Origin of the sequence: Streptomyces sp. FXJ1.172, assembly GCF_001636945.3 — a bacterium.
Taxonomy (GTDB): domain Bacteria; phylum Actinomycetota; class Actinomycetes; order Streptomycetales; family Streptomycetaceae; genus Streptomyces.
In genome coordinates this window covers 4,013,871-4,034,094 of the sequence record NZ_CP119133.2, presented here as the reverse complement: position 1 = coordinate 4,034,094, position 20,224 = coordinate 4,013,871, and the positions used below count along the sequence as shown (strand labels likewise).

Genomic DNA, 20,224 nt, shown 5'->3' with positions numbered 1-20,224 from the left:
CGACAATGAGGGGCATGGCTTCAGACCGTCCTCGCGTGCTCTCCGGCATCCAGCCCACGGCCGGCTCGTTCCACCTCGGCAACTACCTCGGCGCCGTCCGCCAGTGGGTGGCCCTCCAGGAGTCCCACGACGCCTTCTACATGGTCGTCGACCTGCACGCGATCACGGTCCCGCAGGACCCGGCCGAACTGCGCGCCAACACCCGGCTGGCCGCCGCCCAGCTGCTGGCCGCGGGCCTGGACGCGGACCGCTGCACGCTCTTCGTGCAGAGCCACGTCCCCGAGCACGCCCAGCTCGCCTGGATCATGAACTGCCTCACCGGCTTCGGCGAGGCCAGCCGCATGACCCAGTTCAAGGACAAGTCGGCCAAGCAGGGCGCGGACCGGGCGTCCGTCGGACTGTTCACGTACCCGGTCCTGCAGGTCGCCGACATCCTCCTCTACCAGGCCCACGAGGTGCCGGTCGGCGAGGACCAGCGCCAGCACATCGAGCTGACCCGTGACCTGGCCGAGCGTTTCAACGGCCGCTTCGGGCAGACGTTCACGATCCCGTCGCCGTACATCCTCAAGGAGACGGCGAAGATCTACGACCTGCAGGACCCGACGATCAAGATGAGCAAGTCGGCGTCCACGCCGAAGGGCCTCATCAACCTCCTCGACGACCCGAAGACCACCGCCAAGAAGGTCAAGAGCGCCGTCACCGACACCGACACCGTGATCCGCTACGACGTGGAGAACAAGCCGGGCGTGTCGAACCTCCTCACCATCTACTCCACGCTCACCGGCAAGCCGGTCGCGGAGCTGGAGCGGGAGTACGAGGGCAAGATGTACGGCGCCCTGAAGACCGACCTCGCCGACGTCATGGTCGACTTCGTGACGCCGTTCAAGGAGCGCACCCAGCAGTACCTGGACGACTCCGAGACGCTCGACTCGATCCTGGCCAAGGGCGCGGAGAAGGCGCGCGCCGTCGCCGCCGAGACGCTCGCGCAGGCGTACGACCGCGTGGGTTTCCTGCCGGCGAAGCACTGAACCGGCCGCCGCACCGGCAGAGCGCTGCACATCACTTCCCCTGCGCCTGCCCACAGGACACCCATGGCCGTACAGTCGATAGCCGACGGGGTGGCGGAACAGACGGCTGAGCGGCCGGGAAGAACACAGGCGCGGACGACAGGAGACGACGTTGGGGACCGTAACGATCGGCGTGTCGATCGCGGTCCCGGAGCCTCACGGCAGCCTGCTCCAGGAGCGGCGCGCGGGCTTCGGCGACGCCGCGGCCCACGGCATTCCCACGCACGTCACGCTGCTGCCGCCGACCGAGGTCGACCAGGCCGGCCTGCCGGCCGTCGAGGCGCACCTGTCCGGGGTCGCCGCGGCCGCCCGGCCGTTCCCGATGCGGCTCGCGGGCACCGGCACCTTCCGGCCGCTGTCACCCGTCGTCTACGTCCGTGTCGTCCGGGGCGCCGAGGAGTGCGCCCGGCTCCAGCAGCGGGTGCGGGACGCGTCCGGACCGCTGGCGCGCGAGCTGCAGTTCCCGTACCACCCGCATGTCACTGTCGCGCACGGCATCGACGAGGCCGCCATGGACCGTGCCTTCGAGGAACTGGCGGGCTTCGAGGCCGACTGGCCGTGCACCGGCTTCGCGCTCTACGAGCAGGGCCCGGACGGGGTCTGGCGCAAGCTGCGGGAGTACACGTTCGGGGGATCCGTCGTCCCCCCGCAGGCGGGCCGCGCCGACGTCGGGCTCGGGACCATCGCCAGCCGGTAGGCGCCGGCCGTCACACCGGCAGCCTGCGGAACAGCGCCCGCGGGGTGTGCCGCAGCGCCGCCATCACCACCCTGAGCACGCCCGGCACCCACACCGTCTCCGAGCGGCGGCGCAGGCCCAGCTCGATCGCGGTGGCGACCGCCTCCGGGGTGGTGGCGAACGGGGTCTCCGGCCGGCTGACGGATCCGGGGCGGACGACCAGCACGTGCACGCCGGTGCCGTGCAGGGCGTCGCCGAGGCCCTGGGCGAAGGCGTCGAGGCCGGCCTTGCTGGAGCCGTAGATGAAGTCGGCGCGCCGGGCCCGCTCGCCGGCGACGGAGGAGAGCACCACGAGGGAGCCGTGGCCCTGCGTCTGCAGGGCCCGGGCGGCGACCAGGCCGGCCGAGACCGCCCCGGTGTAGTTGGTCTGGGCGACCCGGACGGCGCGCGCCGGCTCGCGCTCGTCATGGGCCTGGTCGCCGAGAATGCCGAAGGCGAGCAGCACCACGTCGATGTCGCCCTCGGCGAAGACCTTGCCGAGCGCCGTCTCGTGCGACTCGGGGTCGAGGGCGTCGAAGCCGACGGTGCGGATGTCCGCACCGAGCGCGCGCAGGTTCTCGGCGGCCCTTTCCAGGGCGGGGGAGTGCCGGCCGGCCAGCCACACGGTGCGGGTGCGGCGGGCGATCAGCCTGCGCGCGGTGGCCAGCGCGATCTCGGACGTGCCGCCGAGGACGAGCAGGGACTGGGGCAGACCGAAGGCGTCCTTCACATCAGCTCCTAGAGGGCGAGCCGGCGGGCGAGGTCCGAGGCGAAGACCGCGCGCGGGTCCAGCCCGGCGCGCAGAGCGCGGAAGTCGGCCGCGCGCGGGTACATGGCGGTGAACAGGTCGGGGCGCAGCCGGGCGTCCTCGGCGAGGCCGACCCGGCCCCCGGCCGCGGCGACCTCCTCGTCCAGTGCGTCGAGGAAGGCGGGCAGTTTGGGCAGCCCGGCCGGGAGATCCAGGGTCAGCGTCCAGCCGGGCACGGCGCAGGAGAGCCAGCCGGGGCCGGCCTCGCCGGGGCGCTGGAGGACGGCGTGGGCGGTCGGGCAGCGGCGGGTGGCCAGGCGCCGCACGATGCGGTGCAGGGTCTCCTCCTGGCCGTCGCCGACGGTGAACCGGTAGCGCACGCGGCCGGTACGGCCGTGCAGGCGGCTTTCGAGCGGGACGGTGTCCAGCGGGTGGAAGAAGGCGGACAGGTGCCGGAGCGCACCGGTACGCGCGCGTGGCGCCGACCGGTACCGGATCGAGGCGGGGACGAGGGTGCCGACGGGCGGCAGCCGGAGGGGGCGCGGGGGGAGCAGGCGGCGCCACGCGCGCGTGCCCGTGCCGAGGGCGTCGAGCGGGGCGGGCTCGGCGCGGGTGAGCACCCCGCGTCCGGTGGCCGCGCCCCGGGCCGTCAGGTCGATCCGGGCGGCCGCGTAGCGGTTGCCCCGGCCGGTGGCCGTCAGGCGGGCCAGCAGGTCGTCCAGGCCGGCGGCGCGCTCGGTGCCGACGCTCAGGTACGCCGTCTGGACCGGGAGCAGCCGGATCGTGGCCGTCAGGATCACTCCGGTCAGGCCCAGCCCGCCGGCGGTCGCCTCGAAAAGCTCGGTGTCCGGGCGGACGGCGCGGACCTCGCCGTCCGCGGTGAGCAGCTCCAGGGCCTGGACGTGGCGGGTGAAGGAGCCGGAGACGTGGAGGTCGGCGGCGATGGCCCCGCCGACCGTCGTGTGCCGGGCGGCGGGGACGGCCGGCACCAACCAGCCGAGCGGGAGCAGGAGTTCGGCCAGCCGGCGCAGGGGGACGCCGGCCGCGCACAGGACGACGCCCTCGTCGGCGTCCACCACATGGACACGGTCGAGGCCGGTCATGTCGAGGACGGTGCCGCCCGCGTTCCGCGCCGAGTCCCCGTGGGACCGGTTCGGGCCGCCCCGGGCGACGGCGCCGCGCGCACCGCATGCGCGCACGGCGACCGCGGCCTCCTCGTATGTCCGCGGACGGATGACGGAAACCGTGTCTCCAGACATGTCGGCGACCGTATCGTCCCTGTATAGAAGGTTAGTTGCGGAACATTCGCGTGCTGCACACAACGGGTGATTAGTGGGATGTCATACGAGCGCGCCGACAGGGGCAGGAACGGATCATGGACTGGCTGAAGAAACTCCCCGGCATCGGGCCGGTCGTCACCCGCCTGATGACGACGCACGCGTGGCACTGCTACGAGCGGCTGGACCGGGTGAAGTGGTCGCGGCTGGCCGCGGCCATGACGTTCATCAGCTTCGTGGCGCTCTTCCCGCTGCTGACCGTGGCCGCCGCGATCACCGCCGCCACCCTCAGTCCGTCCCGGCAGAAGACCGTCGAGCAGAAGATCGCCGAACAGTTCCCGGGCGTCGTGTCGGACCAGCTGAACATCACCTCGCTGGTGCACAACGCCGGCACCGTCGGCATCATCGCGGGCGCGGTGCTGCTGCTCACCGGCATCAACTGGGTCGGCCAGATGCGCGACTGCCTGCGCACGGTGTGGGAGCTGCCCGACAAGGCGGAGAACCCGTTCCTCGCCAAGGCCAAGGACGCCGGCATCCTCGTCGGTCTCGGCGGCGCCCTGCTGCTCACGTTCGCCGCGTCCACGCTCGCCTCGGCCGCCGTCGGCCTGGTCGCGCGCCATCTGGGCCTCGCCGAGTACGGCTGGGGCAGCCTGCTGCTGCGGATCGCCGCGTTCGCCGTCGCCGTGCTCGGCGATTTCCTCGTCCTGCTCTACGTCCTGACCCTGCTGCCCGGGGTCGAGCCGCCGCGCCACCGCCTGGTAGTGGCCGCCCTGCTCGGCGCGGTCGGCTTCGAACTGCTGAAACTGCTGCTCAGCGGCTATATCCAGGGAGTCGCCGCGAAGAGCATGTACGGCGCGTTCGGTGTCCCCGTGGCGCTGTTGCTGTGGATCAACTTCACCGCGAAGCTCGTCCTGTTCTGCGCCTCCTGGACGGCGACACAGAGCGACGCGCAGGCCGCGGAAGAGAGCGGGGAGGAGAGCGGGGAGGAGAGCGGTGAAGAGGGCGGGGAGGAGGGCGGGCTCAGCGGTTACGGCGGCGCATCAGGTCCGGCAGCGGCCAACGGCGGTTGATCAGGAACACCGCACCCGCGAGCAGGACCACCAGCCCGCCCGCGATGGCCGCGGCGGTGCCGGCACCCCGGCCGGAGCCGGCGGCGGCGCCCGTCAGTGATTTCGCCCCGGACCCGGCGGCCCCGGCGGAGGCGCTGGGCGCGGGGCTCGGCAGCGCGCTCTTCGGCGGCACCAGCTCGCCCACCGGACTGACCTTGCCGGCCGCCTGGAAGCCCCAGTCGAACAGCTTCGCCGTCTCCTTGTAGACCTCGTTGTGCTCGTGCTTCTCCGGGTTCATCACCGTGACGAGCAGCACTCTGCCACTGCGTTCGGCGACCCCGGTGAAGGTGGCGCCCGCGTTCGTGGTGTTGCCGTTCTTCACTCCCGCGATGCCCTGGTAGACGGGGACGTCGGTGTCGCCGCTCAGCAGCCGGTTGGTGTTCTGGATCTCGCCGGTGCCGAACTTCGCCCGTACGGTCGAGCAGTACTCGCGGAAGTCCTTCTTCTGCAGCCCGGACCGCGCGAACAGCGTCAGGTCGTACGCCGAGGAGACCTGGCCCTTCTCGTCGTAGCCGTCGGGCGTCACCACATGCGTGTCGAGGGCCTGCAGCTCGTCGGCGTGGTCCTGCATGTCCTTGACGGTCTGCTGGACCCCGCCGTTCATCGCGGACAGCACGTGCACGGCGTCGTTGCCCGAGCGCAGGAAGACCCCGAGCCACAGGTCGTGGACGCTGTAGGTGCTGCCCTCCTTTATCCCGACCACGCTGGAGCCGGTGCCCATGCCCGCGAGGTCCGACGGCACCACCTTGTGCGTGGTGTCCCTGGGGAAGCGGGGCAGGACGGTGTCCGCGAACAGCATCTTCAGCGTGCTCGCGGGCGGCAGCCGCCAGTGCGCGTTGTGCGCGGCGAGCACGGCGCCCGACTCGGCGTCGGTGACGATCCAGGAGCGGGCGGTGAGGTCCTTGGGCAGCACGGGGACGCCCGGGGCGAGGTTCACCTGGGTGCCTGGCTGTCCCAGCCGCGCGCCGCCCAGGGCCGACATCGTCGCCGGGGGCGTGGGGGTCGGGCTCGTCGACGGGGCGGGGGCGGCCAGGGCGGCGGGCGCGGTGGCGGACAGGGACAGCAGGGTGGCGGAGGTGACCAGCAGTGATCGCCGGCCGGTCTTCTTCGGTGCGGGCACGGTCGGAAACGTACCCGGCGCGGACGGTGAAGTCCCGCTCCCGACCCCACCCCCGGCACGGAACCGGACACGGGACGCGGATACTGGACCCATGAAGCTCAGCCGCCGCCTCTCCTGGTTCCTGCTCGCCTTCGGAGTGTGGAGCTGGGTCATCTGGATCACTTTCGTCAAGAACCTGGTCAAGGACAGCAGCGGGCTCGCCTTCGACAACGGCCACCCGACCGCGTACTTCTGGGTGCATCTGCTGCTGGCCGTCGTCTCCTTCGTATTGGGGACGGTCATCGGAGGCATCGGGTTGCGCGGGCTGCGCGCACTGCGCCGCACCTCATAGCCGGCCCCCGGACCGGACCACCCGCGCGCCTGGCCGGAACCACACCCCCGTCCGTGAAGGGGCTGTGAAATCCGGAGGAAACAACTTCTGGGCAAGTTCTTGCCCCAACTGGTCAGAAAGCCCTTCCCCCAGGTGAAACTCCTGTGATTAGGTGAGCCGCGTCACTTGGGGGAGTGGCGAATTCGTGCTGGCCAGGGGTAGGGCCTGTAGGGGGCCTGGGGAGGGCACCACCATGCGATCTGTTCGCATGCGCATTCTCGTGACGCTGCTTGTGCTCGCGGTCGTGGGAATCGGCGGCTGGCAGCTGCTGCCGTCGCAGGAGAACAAGGACAAGACCATCACGGTCGGTACGACGGACGCGGTCACGGACCTGGACCCGGCCGGTGCCTACGACGCCGGCTCCTGGGCCCTGTTCAGCAACGTGTTCCAGTCGCTGCTGACGTTCGAACCCGGCGGGGTCGCACCGGTCCCGGACGCGGCGCAGAGCTGTGCCTTCCAGGGCAGCGGGCTGAGGACGTACCAGTGCACGCTGCGCTCAGGGATCACCTTCCCGAGCGGGCGCGCGATGACGGCCGAGGACGTGAAGTACTCCTTCGACCGGGTCAAGAAGATCAACTCCGATACCGGCCCGTCCTCGCTGTTCTCGACGCTCGCGTCGGTGACCGCCGACAGCGCCACCACCGTCACCTTCCATCTGACGTCCGGGGACGCCACCTGGCCGCTGAAGGTCGCCACCGGCGCCGGGTCGATCGTCGACAAGGAGAAGTACCCGGCCGGCGCGCTGCGCACCGGCACCGAGATCGACGGCACCGGCCCGTACCGGCTGACGTCGTACACCAAGGACGAGAAGGCCGTGCTCGCCCCGAACGGGCACTACAAGGGCTACCTCAGCGGTTCCGGACGCCCGATCGAGCTGCGTTACTACACCGACTCGGCCAAGCTGGACAGCGCCTGGAAGGCCCAGCAGGTCGACGTCGCCACCCGCAACCTCTCGCCGGGCGTGCTCTCCCGGCTGAACCCGAGCGATCCCACCCGGCGCGTCACCGAGTCCGACAGCTCCGAGACCCGCAACCTGTACCTCAACACCCGCGCGAACTCCCCGCTGCACGACGCACGGGTGCGCCGCGCGATGGCCTGGCTGGTCAACCGCGAGCGGCTGGCCGCGACGGTCTACCAGGGCACGGTCGACCCGCTGTACTCGCTGATCCCGACCGGCATCACCGGCCACACCACGTCGTTCTTCGACGACTACCCGACGCAGAACCTCACCAGGGCGCGCGAGCTGCTCACCCAGGCCGGGGTCAGCCTGCCGGTGCGCTTCACCTTCGGCTACGGGATCGGCCACGGCGCGGGCGCGGAGGAGGCCGCGGCGCTGAAGCAGCAGCTGGAGGCGGGCGGCCTGTTCAAGGTGGACGTCAAGGGCTACGAGTGGACCGACTTCCAAAAGCGCTGGGCCGCCGGGAAGATGGACGCCTGGTCGGTCGGCTGGGTGGCCGACTATCCCGACCCGGACACCTTCGGCGCGGCGCTCGTCGGCACCGGCTCCACCATGAGCACCGGGTACAGCAACAAGCTGGTCGACCAGCTCATCCTGGACAGCCAGCAGTACGCCGACCGCAGCCGGGCCTCGAAGGACTTCGAGGACATCCAGGCGGACGTCGCCCAGGACGTCCCGCTGATCCCGCTGTGGCAGCGCAAGGAGTACGTGGTCAGCACCGAGGACGTGGGCGGCAGCCAGTACCTGGACGACGGCACGGGCGTGTTCCGCCTGTGGCGCCTGACCTGGATCTGATCAGTCCTCTTCGTTCTCCGCTTCGTTCTCCGCCGCGCGCCCCTCGGTTCCGTCGGTCGCCCCGGCCTCCTTGGTCCCCTTGCCGCGGGGATCGGGCAGTGCCTTGGTCATGCCGGGCAGGAAGTCCGTGAACAGCTCATGGACCTCCAGGACCAGGGGGCGCAGCACACGAAAGCGGGCGAGCGCCACGCCGCGGGCGGTCAGCCGGGCGCCGCGCCGGGCCAGCCGGTAGCTGCGCTCGCGCCCCTCGGTCCGGTCGAAGACCCAGTACAGGACGAGCCCCATCTGCGCCAGCCACATCAACTCCGGGAGGACGTCCCGGAGTTCGGCCGGAACCTTGGACTTCGACCCGGCCAGCACCTCCCGGTGGATGGCGATCGCCTGCTCGCGGGCGGGTGCGCTCTCGGGCGAGAAGGGGCTGAGCGGGCTGTCGGGGTCGGCGGCGTTCTTGAAGAACTGCACGGCGAACTCGTGGTACGGCCGGGCGATGTCGAGCCAGACCGTCAGCACGCCCGCGAGCCGCGCCTCCAAAGAGGTCTCCCGGTCCAGGACCGCACGGACGGCCGCCTGCTGCTCGGCGGCGATCCGGTCGTAGAAGCCCTGGATCAGGTGCTCCTTGCCCGCGAAGTAGTAGTAGGCGTTGCCGACGGAGACCCCGGCCTCCTTGGCGATGGCCCGCATGGTGGTCTTGTCGTACCCGCGCTCCTGGAACAACCGCATCGCGGTCTCCAGGATCAGCGCGCGGGTCTGCTCGGACTTGCTGCTGGGGGAGTCGGCCGGCTCGGGGCCGTCGTTGTTCGCGGGCACGGGCAAAGAGCCTAGCCAGTGCCGCGAGGCTCCCGCTCAGCCCCTGCGGCCCAGCTCCGGGCGCTTGGTGTAGTCCGTGAAGCCGAGGACGTTGCCCCAGGGGTCGGCGACCTCCACGGTCCAGCCGGTGGCGCCCTGGAGCACCTCGTCCAGCGGCGCGATCCCGGCGGCGCTCAGCCCCCGTGCCGCCGCCCGCGCGTCCGGCACCTCCAGCCAGATGCGCGGCGAGGGCCACGGCGGCGTCCGGCGCCCCACCGCCTCCTCGGCCCGCAGCAGGATCCCGGGCGTCTCCTTGCCGGCCTTCAGCAGCGCGATGCCGCCCTCGTCGAACCGGAACCCCACGACGAACCCGGCCCGCTCATAGAAGCCGACGGCCTCACCGAGGTCCCCGACGGGGAGCAGCACGTTGTCGAAACCGAGCAGCTCGTACGACTCTTCGTCTGGCATGTCGTCAGATTAGAACCGACCGGCGGGGAAACCCGTCCAAAACGCCCGAGGGCCCCGCTTCCGGAGGTGGAAACGGGGCCCTCGCCGGCAAGGCGCCGAAAAGGATCAGTAGCGGCGCGTGATCAGGGCGCGCTTGACTTCCTGGATCGCCTTGGTGACCTCGATACCGCGCGGGCAGGCGTCCGTGCAGTTGAAGGTCGTACGGCAACGCCACACGCCGTCACGGTCGTTGAGGATCTCCAGGCGCTGCTCGCCCGCCTCGTCACGGCTGTCGAAGATGAAGCGGTGGGCGTTCACGATCGCGGCCGGACCGAAGTACTGGCCGTCGTTCCAGAACACCGGGCAGGAGGAGGTGCAGGCCGCGCAGAGGATGCACTTCGTCGTGTCGTCGAAGCGCTCGCGGTCCTCGGCGGACTGCAGCCGCTCGCGCGTCGGCTCGTTCGTGTCCTTGGTGACCAGGAACGGCATGACGTCCCGGTACGCCTGGAAGAACGGCTCCATGTCGACGACCAGGTCCTTCAGGACCGTCAGGCCCTTGATGGGCTCGACCGTGATCGGCTTCTCGGGGTTGATGTCCTTGATCAGCGTCTTGCAGGCAAGGCGGTTCTTGCCGTTGATCCGCATCGCGTCCGAGCCGCAGATGCCGTGCGCGCACGACCGGCGGAAGGTGAGGGTGCCGTCGACGTCCCACTTGATCTTGTGGAGGCCGTCGAGGACACGCTCCTTCGGGTCGATCTCCAGCTGGAAGTCTTCCCAGGTCGCCTCCGCCGAGACCTCCGGGTTGAACCGGCGGACCCGGAAGGTGACGGTGATGTACGGGGACGCGGCGGACTCCGCCTCCACCTTGTCCAGAACGGGGGTAGCCATCAGTACTTACGCTCCATCGGCTGGTAGCGGGTCTGGACGACCGGCTTGTAGTCGAGACGGATGGACTCGGTGCCGTCGTCGCCCACCTCGCGGTACGCCATGGTGTGGCGCATGAAGTTGACGTCGTCGCGGTTCGGGTAGTCCTCGCGGTAGTGGCCGCCGCGGGACTCCTTGCGGGCCAGGGCGGACACGGCCATGACCTCGGCCAGTTCGAGCAGGTTGCCCAGCTCGATGGCCTCGAGGAGGTCGGTGTTGAACCGCTTGCCCTTGTCCTGGATCGCCACGTTCTTGTAGCGCTCGCGCAGCTCGGCGATCTTCTCGACGGCCGTCTTGATCGTCTGCTCGGTGCGGAACACCATGACGTTGGCGTCCATGGTCTCCTGCAGCTCCTTGCGGAGCGTGGCCACCCGCTCGTTGCCGGTGGAGTTGCGCAGCCGCTCGATCTGCTCGACGACGAACGCCTCGGGGTTCTCCGGCAGTTCGACGAAGTCCGCCTTGTGGGCGTACTCGGCGGCGGCGATGCCCGAACGGCGGCCGAAGACGTTGATGTCCAGCAGCGAGTTGGTGCCGAGGCGGTTGGCGCCGTGCACGGAGACACAGGCGACCTCGCCGGCCGCGTACAGACCCGGGACGACGGTGGTGTTGTCCGACAGGACCTCACCCTCGACGTTGGTCGGGATGCCGCCCATCGCGTAGTGCGCGGTCGGCTGGATCGGGATCGGGTCCGTGTACGGCTCGATGCCGAGGTAGGTCCGCGCGAACTCGGTGATGTCCGGGAGCTTGGCGTCCAGCTGCTCCGGCGGCAGGTGGGTGAGGTCGAGGTAGACGTGGTCGCCCTCGGGACCGCAGCCGCGGCCCTCGCGGATCTCCGTGTAGATGGAGCGGGAGACGACGTCACGCGAGGCGAGGTCCTTCATGACCGGCGCGTACTTCTCCATGAAGCGCTCGCCGTCCTTGTTGCGGAGGATGCCGCCCTCACCACGGGCGCCCTCCGTCAGCAGGATGCCCATGCGCCAGATGCCGGTCGGGTGGAACTGGAAGAACTCCATGTCCTCCAGCGGGATGCCCCGGCGGTAGCACGCGGCCTGGCCGTCACCGGTCAGGGTGTGCGCGTTGGAGGTCACCTTGAAGAACTTGCCGGTGCCGCCGGAGGCGTAGATGACCGACTTCGCCTGGAAGACGTGGATCTCACCGGTGGCCAGCTCGTACGCGACGACACCGGCCGAGTGCTTGACGCCGTCGACCTCGGTGATCAGCTGGTCCAGGACGTAGAACTCGTTGAAGAACTCCACGCCCTCCTTGACGCAGTTCTGGTACAGCGTCTGGAGGATCATGTGGCCGGTGCGGTCCGCGGCGTAGCAGGACCGGCGCACCGGGGCCTCGCCGTGGTTACGGCTGTGACCGCCGAAGCGGCGCTGGTCGATGGTGCCGTTCGGGGTCCGGTTGAACGGCAGGCCCATCTTCTCCAGGTCGAGGACGGCGTCGATGGCCTCCTTCGCCAGGATCTCGGCGGCGTCCTGGTCGACCAGGTAGTCACCGCCCTTGACCGTGTCGAAGGTGTGCCACTCCCAGTTGTCCTCCTCCACGTTGGCGAGCGCGGCGGCCATGCCGCCCTGCGCGGCGCCCGTGTGGGAGCGGGTGGGGTAGAGCTTGGTCAGCACGGCGGTGCGGCTGCGCTTCGTCGACTCGATGGCCGCGCGCATGCCCGCGCCACCGGCGCCGACGATGACGGTGTCGTACTTGTGGATCTTCATGATTCTCGCAGCCCCGTGCCTAGCGGATGTTCGGGTCGAAGGTGAAGATCACCAGCGTGCCCAGCAGGATGGTGAACACCGTGGCGGTGTAGAGCAGAGCCTTCAGCCACATACGGGAGGCGGCACGCTCCGCGTAGTCGTTGATGACCGTGCGCAGGCCGTTGGCGCCGTGCAGCATCGCGAGCCACAGCATCAGCAGGTCCCAGACCTGCCAGAACGGGGACGCCCAGCGGCCGGCCACGAAGGCGAAGCCGACCTTGGAGACACCGCCGTCCAGCACGAGCTGGATCAGCAGGTGGCCGAGGACCAGGACGACCAGCACGATGCCGGACAGCCGCATGAACAGCCAGGCGGCCAGCTCGAAGTTGCCCCGGGTCGACTTCGGGGTCTTCTTCGTGCGCTTGCGCGGCGCCTCGATCAGCGGGGCCGGGTTGTCCACGGTGTAGACGGCACCCTCGACGGGGCCGATCCCGGACGCGGTGGTTTCAGTCATGGACATCGGCGTCAGCTCCCGAACAGGACACGAGCGGCGTGGCCGAGCACGGGGTAGATCGCGCCGACCATCAGGACGACCCAGACACCCATCACGGACCAGAACATCTGCTTCTGGTAGCGCGGGCCCTTCGACCAGAAGTCGACGGCGATGACACGCAGGCCGTTGAGCGCGTGGAAGAGGATGGCGGCGACGAGGCCGTACTCCAGCAGCGCGACGATCGGAGTCTTGTACGTGGCTACGACCTTGTCGTAGTCCTCGGGGGAGACACGCACGAGAGCGGTGTCCAGGACGTGAACGAACAGGAAGAAGAAAATGAGGACGCCGGTGACTCGGTGAGCCACCCAGGACCACATTCCTTCCCGGCCGCGGTACAGCGTTCCAGCCGGCACGGAAGAACCCTCCGGGAGCGGGGACTAGGGCCGCGCCGGCTTCACTGTCGGTCGGGCCCGGCCGGGTACGGTCCACCGGCCCTCTGCATCGTAGCGATGCGCTGCGCCGTGCTTTACGGGGGGCCTACCTTGTGTGATCAAATTGGCACCGGATGGGGGAGCGGGCACGCGGCCTCGGGGGTGGCGTGTCCCGTTATGTGCCGACTGCGGGTGCGTTCGGGCTGGGCGCGCCCCGCGGCGGAGCCGCAGACGGGCGCGGCCCCGTGCCGCGCAGGGATGTCGCGAGTCTGCTTCGCGCGAGGCGCCGGATCTCCTCCGCCGCTGTCACCCGTTCCTCCTCCGGGTCGTTCGTCAGCCGTGACCGGATGCCTTCGAGGATGCGGTCGAGAGCCTCTTCGCGCGGACAATCACCCAGATAGATGACGAAAACGTGCCCGAACCGGGCTTCGTAGGCCGCGTGGGCCGCGCTCAGGGCCGTGTGGGCGACCGCGTACGTGTCCTCGGGCAACTCCGGGAGCGACTCGCGCGCCAGGGCCTCGGCGAGGTCCTCCGGCGACAGGTCGTACGCCGCCTCGTCCGCCGCCGCCAGGAGGGAGTCCAGGTCGGGGTAGGGCCGGTGGTCGGCCACCCGGCGGGACCAGCGCGGGCAGTGCAGGCAGCGCAGGAGCAGGGCGCGGGCGTCATCGGCGGGGGCGGTGTTGAAGGCGTCGAGGGGGTTGGGGAGGTACGGGAGGCGGTGGGCGGGCAGCGTGGGTCCTCGCGTCACATGTGGCGTGGCAGGGGATGCTGTGAAAGGTGTGTAGTCAGGCTATCGAGAGTGGTCACTGTGCGTCCTCGCGATGCCTGAATTTCACCCGAACGGCAGAGTTTCGGCTCGCCTGGATGACGAATGAACGGCTGATCGGTCGTACGTTGGCACGGTGACCCAGCACAAGCGCCGCACTCCGGCGCAGCAGGTGAAACGTAAGCGGGCGGCGATGGCCGCCGCGTTCGTCGGGACCGTCGCGCTCGGCACGGGCGTCGGCGTGTGGGCCTCGTCGGGCGGCAGCGGCGGCAAGCCGGGAGGGGGTGCGCCGCAGTCATCGCTTTCCGGCCGGGTGGCCGGATCCGGTACGGCGGCCACGTCCGCGGCGAGTCACACGCCCGGCCGGTCCTATCCGCTGTCCCGGGCGCCGGGGACGATACCCGCGGTGCGCGCCTTCACCCCGGCGCGCGGGCCGGGCTGGAAGCCGCAGAAGAGCGAGCGGGTGGTGGTGAGCGATGCCGAGCTGGCCGGCGAGGGGCGGCTGATAGCCGGGGAGCTGGGCCTCACCTACGCGGGGGAGAAGGACGACGTACGGGCGGGGGACGTCCGGCTCGCGCTCGGCGGCGGGGGCGGGAACCAGGAGTCGTACACCGTGACCGTCCGCGACGGGCGGGTCGGCATCAGCGGGCCGGGCGCGGCGGGCGTGTTCTACGGCACCCGCACGCTGAAGCAGGAGGTCCACGGCGGCGGTACGGCGCCGGAGGGGGTCGTGCGGGACGAGCCCGCCAAGCCGGTGCGCGGGTTCATGCTGGACATAGCGCGCAAGCCGTTCACCGAGTCCTGGATAGAGGACCGGATACGCGAGCTGGGGGATCTGAAGTTCAACGAGCTGGGGCTGCACTTCTCCGACGACCAGGCCTTCCGGATCGAGTCCAGCACCCACCCCGAGATCGTCTCCGCGGACCACCTGACCAAGGCGCAGGTCAAGCGGATAGTGGATCTCGCGAACAGCCGGCACATCACCGTCGTACCGGAGATCGACTCGCCGGGGCACCTGGGTGCCGTCCTCGCCGCCCACCCCGACCTGCAGCTGCGCAACGCGAGCGGGGTCGTGACCAAGGGCGCGATCGACATCTCCAAGCCCGCCTCCGCGAAGCTCCTGGACGACCTGCTGAACGAGTACGCGGGGCTGTTCACCGGCAGCCAGTGGCATCTCGGCGGCGACGAGTACCAGGCGCTGACCGTGAAGAACCCGCAGGCCTCGTATCCGCAGCTGGCGGCCGCCGCACGGCAGAAGTACGGCTCCGGCGGCACGGTCGCCGACCTCGCCACCGGCTGGCTCAACGACCGCGCCGGGACCGTCCGCGCCCACGGAAAGACCATGCGGGCCTGGAACGACGGCTTCTACACCGGGACCTCCGTGCAGGCCGCGGGTGACCTCCAGGTCGCCTACTGGACCGGCAAGGAACTCGGCGCCCGGCAGCCGGTGGAGTACCTGAGCGCGGGCCGGAAGGTCATCAACTACAACGACGAGTTCCTCTACTACGTCCTCGGTCAGCCGCAGACCTTCGTCTACCCGACCGGACAGCGCATCTACGAGCAGTGGAACCCGCGGGTGCTGCGCGGCACGACCGCCGTACCGGCGCGCTACGACGGGCAGATCCTCGGCGGGACCTTCGCGGTGTGGTGCGACTTCCCCAACGCCCAGACGGAGGCACAGGTCGCGGCCGGGATACGGATGCCGCTGCGGGCCACCGTACAGAAGCTGTGGGACCCGGGCACGCCGTCCCTGTCCTGGGCGGACTTCCAGCGACTTTCGGCCAGGCTGGGCTGAGCCGGCGCTCCCTGTGACACCGGGAGGGGCCCGGACGCAGTAAGGGGAAGTGCGGGCTCCGTAACGGTCGGCGCCCTGGCTAGGGAGACATTCATGAGCCTGGTGGAACAAATCGCACAGGCCGACGAGCGCGGACTGGCCGCCAGCGGGTTGGCCTGTTTGGACCGATGCCTGCCCCTGCTCGGTGCCGACGACGAACTGCTGCGCCCCCTGTGGGCGAGCCTCGCCGACGGTTCCGACTGGTCCGCGAGCCTGGAGCGGGCCCGGGGCAGCCTGGGGGCCGGGGAGCTTGCCGACGACGAGGCCGCGCTGCTGGTGCGGCGGATGCTGGACGCGGCTCCGGCCGCGCGCACCGCCGACGCGGTACGGCCCTGGGCCGACGCCTGCTCAGTCGCCTCCCTGCGCATCCACCGGCTGCTCGACCCCGCCACCGACTCCACCTCGGCCGCCGAGGGCCCCGACGCCGGGCGCGCGGGCGACCCGGAGGACCTGCCGCCGCTGGTCGCCGCCGAACTGCGCCGCCAGCGGGCCGTGCTGGACCTGCTCGCCGAGCACGGCACCCACGGCCTGCGCCGTGCGCTGGACCTGTCGGTGGAGGGGCGCCGGGTGCTGCGGGCCGTGGTGTCCCGGCGGGCGCGCAGCGGGGCGGAGCCGGGTGCGTGACCGGCCGGCTCGCGGCTGCGGCGATCGTGTGAGCGCTCTGCGGCGGACGTGGGGCGGTCCTGCGACGGTTGCCGAAACGTTTCGAATCGGCGTGACGGATGGCCGGGCCGGGTCGCTCTTCCCTATGTGACAGCCCAGGACGTGACACCACAGCAGGAGACCAGGCCGCACGCCGCGGCGAAGCCGGTGCGGTGGGCGGCGGACACCGTGGCGATGGCGCGCGAGGGCGCCCGGGTCCGGCTCGACTACTCGGCGCAGAGCCTGTGGCGGGTGGACCGGATGATCGAGGAGATCCGCCGCGAGAGCCCGCCGTACCCCGCCGTCGACAGCGCGCTGCGCGGCTTCGGCGCCTACGCCGGCGAGGTGATCGTCCGGCAGACCGGCGCCGAGTGGTGGGCGACCGGCGGTGAGTACTGGGTACGCACCCCCGACGGCCGGATGTGGGACCCCATCGACGAGGCCCGGCGCGCGTACGGCGGCCACGGCTCGCTGCGCCTGCTGTGCCGGGACGCGACCGTCTCCGCGCAGGTGTAGCCGGGCGCGCGGCCGTTGCCCAGCACATGGCCCGGCCATCAACCGGGAACGAACGAGGACGTCTTGGGCCAGGGAGGGCAACCCCGTCGCCCGCGGCCGCGGGACGCGGAGCTGGCCGCGGCCGTCGCGCGCGCCCAGGACGGCGACGAGACCGCCTTCGCGGCGGCCTACCGGATCGTGCAGCCGGGACTCCTCGGCTATCTGCGGGGCCTGGTCGGCGAGGACGCGGAGGACGTGGCCTCCGACACCTGGCTGGAGATAGCCCGGGACCTCGGCCGGTTCAGAGGTGACGGCGCGGGATTTCGCGGCTGGACCGCGACCATCGCCCGGAACCGCGCCCTGGACCATCTGCGCCGCCGGCGGGTACGGCCGGCGGCCCCCGGACAGGACGCGCTGGAGCTGCCCGGCCGGCCCGACACCCACGATCAGGCCCTGGAGTCGCTCTCCACCGAACGCGCCCTGGACCTGGTGCGCACCCTCCCGCGCGACCAGGCCGAGGCCGTGCTGCTGCGCGTGGTCGTCGGCCTCGACGGCCCGGCGGCCGCGCGCGTGCTCGGCAAGCGGCCCGGCGCCGTCCGCAAGGCAGCCCACCGCGGACTGGCGCGGCTCGCCCGGCACTTGGGCGGGCGGGGCGAGGGCGGTGCGGGTGTGACGGATGAGGGCCCGCGGACGCTGGGTGAGTCGGAATGAACGCTGACGGCCGACGGCCGTATGGAATGCCGTACCGATCTGCGCACGGCCTCGGCGCAGACACTGCTTCCGGGCCCCGTGTGTCCGGCGCGCCGGGCGGAACGGACGGGGGACGGGAACGGACATGGGTGAACGGCACAGCGGCGGCGGGCTGCCCGGCTGCCGGCACGCACACCCCACTGTGTCCGAATCGCCTGAAATGGCAGAGTTCGAGGCGTGGTTCGGTGCCGCCCTGCGCGCCGACGGCATCGATCCCGAGGCGGAGCACCGGGCCGTGGCGGCCTTCCGCGCGGCGCGCGCGGCCCGTGCGGACGGCACGCGCCCGGTGCGCACCCGGCGCAGGGGCGAACGGCGGCCCGCCGCGCCGGTCCGGGGCGGCTGTCGCTGAGGGCCACGCTCTCGGTGGCGCTCGCGAGCGTCGCGCTGGGCGGCGTCGCGGTCGCGGCGATCGGCGGGCTCCGGCGCGGACGCCGGCCGGGGCGCCGCGCATCCCGCCCGGCCGTCGGTGAGCGCCCCGCGCCGCCCGGCTCCGGCCACCGGGACCGCCGCCCTGGATCCGGCGGCCGTGCGGCGGCTCGTCGCGGCGGCGGGCGGTCCGGACGAGGTGGCGGCCTGCTGCGCCCAAGTGGAGCGCTCGCCAGGAAAGAAGAACGACAAAGCGGGCAATTCGAGCGATAAGTCCCGTGGGGCCACGCCGAGTTCGAAGCCTGCCCGCAAGGCGAAGAAGTAGGGAAAGAGGCGCGACCGGTGGCGCCGGGGCAACGGCCGGGGCCGCCACCCCCCACAGGAGAGGCCCCGGCCGTCGCGCGGACGGGCCGCGCACGGCCCGTACTTCCTTCAGCGCCGTGAGTGCGTTTTCTGTCACACCCCTGTGCCGTCCGACCCTCACCCTGCGTACTTCCGCACCGGATCACGAGTTAGTTGCATCGTCTACATAGCCGTCGACGGACATGGACGAGGACCGCTTTCACGCCGTAACGTGCCTTTCGCGCCAGACCAGGGAACAGGCGTAAAGGGAGTGCGGTGCTGGGGGACGACGCGGAGCTGACCGCCGCGGTGCGTGCGGCACAGGACGGAGACGAGACCGCGTTCCGTACGGTGTATCGCGCCGTGCAGCCGCGGCTGCTCGGATACGTCCGCACGCTGGTCGGAGATCCGGACGCCGAGGACGTGGCCTCCGAGGCCTGGCTGCAGATCGCTCGCGACCTGGACCGGTTCAGCGGAGACGCCGACCGGTTCCGCGGCTGGGCCGCCCGGATCGCCCGCAACCGCGCCCTGGACCACATACGGATGCGCGGCCGGCGCCCCGCAATAGGCGGCGACGAGACGGAACTGACCGGCCGGGCCGCCGAGTCCGACACGGCCGGCGAGGCCATCGAGGCCCTGGCCACCGACAGCACCCTCTCCCTCATCGCGCGGCTCCCGCAGGACCAGGCCGAGGCGGTCGTCCTGCGCGTGGTGGTCGGCCTCGACGCCAAGACCGCCGCCGAGACGCTCGGCAAACGCGCCGGTGCCGTGCGCACCGCGGCGCACCGCGGCCTGAAGCGGCTCGCGGAGCTGCTCGGCCAGGATCCGGAATCGGCGGGCGCCCTGGACGCGCTCCCACCCCAGCGAGAACCGCGCCAGGGCGCGGTGTCGTCCGCCACTGTGACGCATACACGCGCGCGGACGCAGAAGGACATGTGATGGCCGACGAGCACGACAAGTGGCTGAACCGTGAGACGGCGGAACGTCTGCTGCGCGGTGAGTCACTGGAAGCCGTCGACGCCCGCGCCCGTGACCAGGCCGAACGTCTTGCCCGGGCGCTCGGTGCCCTGTCCGCGCAGGCGGCCGCCGCCACCGGTGAACTCCCCGGCGAACAGGCCGCCCTGGCCGCGTTCCGCAAGGCCCGCGAGGCCGCCGAGGCCGAACGGACCGCTGCCGCCCTCGACGCCGGTGCCGCCGCCCGGCGTTCGGCCGCGGCCGAACCGCCCGCCGACGCGGGCCTGGTCCGCATCGGCGCACCGGCCCCCGAGGCCCGTACCGGAATCCCGGCCCGCCGCCCCCGCTGGGCCCGCCCGGCCCGGCTGGCGCTCGCCGCGGGAGTGAGCGTGGGCATGCTCGGCGGGGTCGCCATGGCCGTCGGGAGCGGAGTGCTGCCCACGCCGTTCGACTCCCAGAACCCCGGCCCCGCCGCCTCCGTCTCCGCCGGCCAGACCTCGAGCACGCCGCTGGCCTCGGTCTCGCCGTCGCTGACCGGGGGCCCCGGCCCGGGCCTGCCGAGCGGCAGCACGGGCGCGAGTTCCGGCGGCGCCTCCGGCACGGCCACCGGACCGTCGGGCGGCCCCGGCCGAAGCGGCGCTCCGGGCTCGGGCGCCCCCTCCGGGGCGCCGGACGGCCGCTGGCGGGACATCGCCACGGTCTGCCGGGACATCCGGGACGGCAAGGAGCCGGACTCCGGCCGGATGCGCGCGCTGGAGAACCTGGCCGGCGGGTCCGGGCGGGTGGACGGCTACTGCAAGGTGATCCTGGCCACGATCGGTTCGGCGGCCGGCGGCAACGGCAACGGCAACGGCAACGGTGGCGACCAGGGGCAAGGCCAGGGCCAGGGGAACGGCGACGGCAAGGGGAACGGCAAGGGCGGTGACGGCGAGGGCCAGGGCGGCGACGACAGCCACCCGGGCGACGGTCACTTCGGCAACGGCGGTGGCCACGGCAAGGGCCGGCGCCACGGCGATGCCGCACCCCTTCCCTCCGCCTTCGCCCCGACGCGCCCGGCCCGGGCGAGCGGCACCCGACCGGGCCCGGTGCCGAGCCCGGCGTACACCGCGCTCTGACGCCCGGCGCTCCCTCGCACCCC

The 20,224-nt window shown here is 71.7% G+C and carries 22 protein-coding genes; 12 read left to right on the top strand and 10 right to left on the bottom strand.

Features of this window, described 5'->3' with window-relative positions:
* Positions 1-14: 14 nt before the first annotated feature.
* A complete protein-coding gene (gene trpS / locus A6P39_RS17850) occupies positions 15-1,028 on the top strand; it encodes a tryptophan--tRNA ligase (protein ID WP_067050717.1) in 1,014 nt (337 codons plus the stop codon).
* Positions 1,029-1,179: 151 nt separating this feature from the next.
* Positions 1,180-1,764, top strand: coding sequence for a 2'-5' RNA ligase family protein (locus A6P39_RS17845; RefSeq protein ID WP_067050714.1), 585 nt, complete (start codon positions 1,180-1,182; stop codon positions 1,762-1,764).
* Between the two features lie 10 nt (positions 1,765-1,774).
* Here A6P39_RS17845 and A6P39_RS17840 read toward each other — a convergent pair whose 3' ends face one another.
* Together A6P39_RS17840 and A6P39_RS17835 are read right to left on the bottom strand one after the other, a co-directional pair.
* The gene (locus tag A6P39_RS17840) at positions 1,775-2,512 is read right to left on the bottom strand and encodes a decaprenylphospho-beta-D-erythro-pentofuranosid-2-ulose 2-reductase (RefSeq protein WP_275883872.1); all 738 of its coding nucleotides are present in this window, start codon (positions 2,510-2,512) and stop codon (positions 1,775-1,777) included.
* Positions 2,513-2,520: 8 nt separating this feature from the next.
* Positions 2,521-3,789, bottom strand: coding sequence for an FAD-binding oxidoreductase (locus A6P39_RS17835; RefSeq protein WP_067055762.1), 1,269 nt, complete (start codon positions 3,787-3,789; stop codon positions 2,521-2,523).
* A 116-nt stretch (positions 3,790-3,905) separates the two neighbouring features.
* On the opposite strand from A6P39_RS17835, the gene A6P39_RS17830 reads away from it, so the two are divergent.
* Entirely contained in the window at positions 3,906-4,877 is a 972-nt protein-coding gene (locus A6P39_RS17830; RefSeq protein ID WP_067055760.1) for a YihY/virulence factor BrkB family protein, read from the top strand.
* Here A6P39_RS17830 and A6P39_RS17825 read toward each other — a convergent pair.
* Complete coding sequence (locus A6P39_RS17825; RefSeq protein ID WP_067055757.1) at positions 4,828-6,036, bottom strand: D-alanyl-D-alanine carboxypeptidase family protein; 1,209 nt, start codon at positions 6,034-6,036, stop codon at positions 4,828-4,830. The two genes, A6P39_RS17830 and A6P39_RS17825, sit on opposite strands and share 50 nt — an antisense overlap.
* Positions 6,037-6,127: 91 nt before the next feature.
* Between A6P39_RS17825 and A6P39_RS17820 the strand changes: the two genes are divergently transcribed.
* Positions 6,128-6,367: an SCO4848 family membrane protein gene (locus tag A6P39_RS17820; protein ID WP_067055753.1), complete on the top strand. Its 240-nt coding sequence runs from the start codon at positions 6,128-6,130 to the stop codon at positions 6,365-6,367.
* A 247-nt stretch (positions 6,368-6,614) separates the two neighbouring features.
* A complete protein-coding gene (locus A6P39_RS17815; RefSeq protein WP_079133813.1) occupies positions 6,615-8,159 on the top strand; it encodes an ABC transporter substrate-binding protein in 1,545 nt (514 codons plus the stop codon).
* Here A6P39_RS17815 and A6P39_RS17810 read toward each other — a convergent pair whose 3' ends face one another.
* The 7 genes from A6P39_RS17810 to A6P39_RS17780 all read right to left on the bottom strand — a co-directional run bounded on the left by A6P39_RS17810 (position 8,160) and on the right by A6P39_RS17780 (position 13,685).
* A complete protein-coding gene (locus A6P39_RS17810) occupies positions 8,160-8,966 on the bottom strand; it encodes a TetR/AcrR family transcriptional regulator (protein WP_067055747.1) in 807 nt (268 codons plus the stop codon).
* A 36-nt stretch (positions 8,967-9,002) separates the two neighbouring features.
* Positions 9,003-9,413, bottom strand: a complete 411-nt coding sequence (locus tag A6P39_RS17805; protein ID WP_067055744.1) for a VOC family protein — start codon at positions 9,411-9,413, stop codon at positions 9,003-9,005.
* Between the two features lie 105 nt (positions 9,414-9,518).
* The gene (locus A6P39_RS17800) at positions 9,519-10,280 is read right to left on the bottom strand and encodes a succinate dehydrogenase iron-sulfur subunit (RefSeq protein WP_067055741.1); all 762 of its coding nucleotides are present in this window, start codon (positions 10,278-10,280) and stop codon (positions 9,519-9,521) included.
* Positions 10,280-12,034: a succinate dehydrogenase flavoprotein subunit gene (gene sdhA, locus A6P39_RS17795; protein ID WP_067055738.1), complete on the bottom strand. Its 1,755-nt coding sequence runs from the start codon at positions 12,032-12,034 to the stop codon at positions 10,280-10,282. Before sdhA ends, A6P39_RS17800 begins: the two co-directional genes overlap by 1 nt.
* Positions 12,035-12,053: 19 nt before the next feature.
* Complete coding sequence (locus A6P39_RS17790; RefSeq protein ID WP_067055735.1) at positions 12,054-12,533, bottom strand: succinate dehydrogenase hydrophobic membrane anchor subunit; 480 nt, start codon at positions 12,531-12,533, stop codon at positions 12,054-12,056.
* 5 nt (positions 12,534-12,538) lie between these two features.
* Positions 12,539-12,919, bottom strand: coding sequence for a succinate dehydrogenase, cytochrome b556 subunit (sdhC, locus tag A6P39_RS17785; protein ID WP_275883871.1), 381 nt, complete (start codon positions 12,917-12,919; stop codon positions 12,539-12,541).
* Positions 12,920-13,112: 193 nt separating this feature from the next.
* Positions 13,113-13,685, bottom strand: coding sequence for a 2-oxo-4-hydroxy-4-carboxy-5-ureidoimidazoline decarboxylase (locus A6P39_RS17780; protein WP_067046909.1), 573 nt, complete (start codon positions 13,683-13,685; stop codon positions 13,113-13,115).
* A 211-nt stretch (positions 13,686-13,896) separates the two neighbouring features.
* Between A6P39_RS17780 and A6P39_RS17775 the strand changes: the two genes are divergently transcribed.
* The 7 genes from A6P39_RS17775 (at position 13,897) to A6P39_RS17745 (ending at position 20,201) form a co-directional block, all read left to right on the top strand.
* Positions 13,897-15,498, top strand: a complete 1,602-nt coding sequence (locus tag A6P39_RS17775) for a beta-N-acetylhexosaminidase (protein ID WP_275883985.1) — start codon at positions 13,897-13,899, stop codon at positions 15,496-15,498.
* A 93-nt stretch (positions 15,499-15,591) separates the two neighbouring features.
* Entirely contained in the window at positions 15,592-16,161 is a 570-nt protein-coding gene (locus tag A6P39_RS17770) for a hypothetical protein (protein WP_067041657.1), read from the top strand.
* 141 nt (positions 16,162-16,302) lie between these two features.
* The gene (locus tag A6P39_RS17765; RefSeq protein ID WP_199840721.1) at positions 16,303-16,695 is read left to right on the top strand and encodes a hypothetical protein; all 393 of its coding nucleotides are present in this window, start codon (positions 16,303-16,305) and stop codon (positions 16,693-16,695) included.
* 63 nt (positions 16,696-16,758) lie between these two features.
* Entirely contained in the window at positions 16,759-17,385 is a 627-nt protein-coding gene (locus A6P39_RS17760; protein WP_067041670.1) for an RNA polymerase sigma factor, read from the top strand.
* 199 nt (positions 17,386-17,584) lie between these two features.
* Positions 17,585-17,773 carry a hypothetical protein gene (locus tag A6P39_RS17755; RefSeq protein ID WP_275883870.1) on the top strand — a complete coding sequence of 63 codons (189 nt, stop codon included), beginning with the start codon at positions 17,585-17,587 and terminating at the stop codon, positions 17,771-17,773.
* A 635-nt stretch (positions 17,774-18,408) separates the two neighbouring features.
* Complete coding sequence (locus tag A6P39_RS17750) at positions 18,409-19,071, top strand: RNA polymerase sigma factor (protein ID WP_067041673.1); 663 nt, start codon at positions 18,409-18,411, stop codon at positions 19,069-19,071.
* On the top strand, positions 19,071-20,201 hold the full coding sequence (locus tag A6P39_RS17745; protein WP_067041677.1) for a hypothetical protein: 1,131 nt from the start codon (positions 19,071-19,073) through the stop codon (positions 20,199-20,201). Before A6P39_RS17750 ends, A6P39_RS17745 begins: the two co-directional genes overlap by 1 nt.
* Positions 20,202-20,224: the final 23 nt, after the last annotated feature.

Bases quoted from the DNA above. Each gene is read 5' to 3' on its own strand.
- A6P39_RS17770 (WP_067041657.1), top strand. From the start codon at position 15,592: ATGAGCCTGGTGGAACAAATCGCACAGGCCGACGAGCGCGGACTGGCC.
- A6P39_RS17800 (WP_067055741.1), bottom strand. From the start codon at position 10,280: ATGGCTACCCCCGTTCTGGACAAGGTGGAGGCGGAGTCCGCCGCGTCC.
- A6P39_RS17755 (WP_275883870.1), top strand. From the start codon at position 17,585: ATGGCAGAGTTCGAGGCGTGGTTCGGTGCCGCCCTGCGCGCCGACGGC.
- A6P39_RS17775 (WP_275883985.1), top strand. From the start codon at position 13,897: ATGGCCGCCGCGTTCGTCGGGACCGTCGCGCTCGGCACGGGCGTCGGC.
- trpS (WP_067050717.1), top strand. From the start codon at position 15: ATGGCTTCAGACCGTCCTCGCGTGCTCTCCGGCATCCAGCCCACGGCC.
- A6P39_RS17745 (WP_067041677.1), top strand. From the start codon at position 19,071: ATGGCCGACGAGCACGACAAGTGGCTGAACCGTGAGACGGCGGAACGT.
- A6P39_RS17830 (WP_067055760.1), top strand. From the start codon at position 3,906: ATGGACTGGCTGAAGAAACTCCCCGGCATCGGGCCGGTCGTCACCCGC.
- sdhA (WP_067055738.1), bottom strand. From the start codon at position 12,034: ATGAAGATCCACAAGTACGACACCGTCATCGTCGGCGCCGGTGGCGCG.
- A6P39_RS17815 (WP_079133813.1), top strand. From the start codon at position 6,615: ATGCGCATTCTCGTGACGCTGCTTGTGCTCGCGGTCGTGGGAATCGGC.
- A6P39_RS17820 (WP_067055753.1), top strand. From the start codon at position 6,128: ATGAAGCTCAGCCGCCGCCTCTCCTGGTTCCTGCTCGCCTTCGGAGTG.
- A6P39_RS17835 (WP_067055762.1), bottom strand. From the start codon at position 3,789: ATGTCTGGAGACACGGTTTCCGTCATCCGTCCGCGGACATACGAGGAG.
- A6P39_RS17790 (WP_067055735.1), bottom strand. From the start codon at position 12,533: ATGTCCATGACTGAAACCACCGCGTCCGGGATCGGCCCCGTCGAGGGT.
- A6P39_RS17805 (WP_067055744.1), bottom strand. From the start codon at position 9,413: ATGCCAGACGAAGAGTCGTACGAGCTGCTCGGTTTCGACAACGTGCTG.